We start from the raw sequence: 1,190 nt of genomic DNA, 5'->3' as shown, positions 1-1,190 counted from the left end.
GCCCTGCCAGCTGGGTGAGCTGCCAGCGATGATGCTCTGGCATGTGGATCACGCTTCACCGCAACGGTTGCTGAAGGGAGCGGCCGATGTGATGGCAGCTTTATTATTGCTGATCGTGCTGAGCCCGCTGCTGGCGGCAATTAGCCTGGCGGTGCGGCTGGATTCGCCGGGGCCTGTGCTGTTCCTGCAGCGCCGCTACGGGCTCAACGGCAAACCGTTCCAGTGTTTCAAGTTCCGCACGATGCGGGTGCAGGAAAATGATGCTGTGGTGCTCCAGGCCACCAGGGAGGATCCGCGGGTGACACCCGTGGGCCGCCTGCTACGCAGCTGGAACATCGATGAACTGCCCCAGCTGCTGAACGTGCTGCGGGGAGAGATGAGCCTGGTGGGTCCCAGGCCCCATGCAGCGGTTCATAACGAGTTCTACCGCCAGAGGGTTTCGAGCTACATGCGCCGCCATGCCCTGCGGCCTGGGATCACCGGTTGGGCCCAGGTGAATGGCCTGCGCGGTGAAACGAGCACGATTGATCTGATGGAGCGCCGCGTCCAGGCAGATATCAACTACATCCACAACTGGACGCTGGCTCTAGATTTTAAAATATTGTTTCTTACGCTACTGCGCTGGAGCAGCCCTCAGGCCTACTGAACTTGAGCCTGCCGCTGGCGTTTCGGGCGGCAAGGATGGCCAAAGCAGATCATCCCAGCGGGCATGTCGCCAAAAACCACGCTGCGGGCTCCGATGACGCTGCCATCACCGATGGTCACACCTGGCCCGATGAAACAATCGGCGGCGATCCACACCTGGCCGCCTACGTGGATCGCCCGTGCCCGGATGGGGAAGGCAGGATCAGCGGGATCATGATCTCCGGCGCAGAGATGGCTGCCCTGGGAGATCACGCTGTGACTGCCCACACAGATCGGGGCGAGGTTATAGAGGCGCACGTTGTCGCCGATCCACACGTGGTTGCCGGCTGAAAAACGCCAGGGATAGGTGAGGCGCACGCCAGGACGGATGAGTGTGCCCTTGCCGAGGCGGGCTCCGAAGCGTCGCCACCACCAGGCGCGCCAGGCGAAGGCCGCCTGGGGGCTGGGGCAGACCAGCAGAGCCTGCACCAGCCACCAGAGCTGGCAGAACCAGGCTGGCCTGCCTCGGAAGCCATCAGGCTGCCGGAAGGCGCTGAGATCCTGCA

2 protein-coding genes are annotated in these 1,190 nt (G+C 63.2%); one reads left to right on the top strand and one right to left on the bottom strand.

The window, feature by feature from the left end; genetic code table 11:
* Positions 1-646 (top strand): exopolysaccharide biosynthesis polyprenyl glycosylphosphotransferase (locus AC01FP_RS17670; protein WP_474482037.1); only part of this gene is annotated, 646 nt, incomplete at its 5' end.
* On the opposite strand, the gene AC01FP_RS17665 is transcribed toward AC01FP_RS17670, so the two are convergent.
* On the bottom strand, positions 640-1,190 hold a 551-nt coding region (locus AC01FP_RS17665), incomplete at its 5' end, for a WcaF family extracellular polysaccharide biosynthesis acetyltransferase (protein ID WP_474482035.1). The two genes, AC01FP_RS17670 and AC01FP_RS17665, sit on opposite strands and share 7 nt — an antisense overlap.

The sequence above is a fragment of the Cyanobium sp. NIVA-CYA 375 genome (assembly GCF_056108345.1).
Note: the sequence above shows the minus strand (reverse complement) of the source record. Positions and strands in the feature narration are given on the sequence as shown.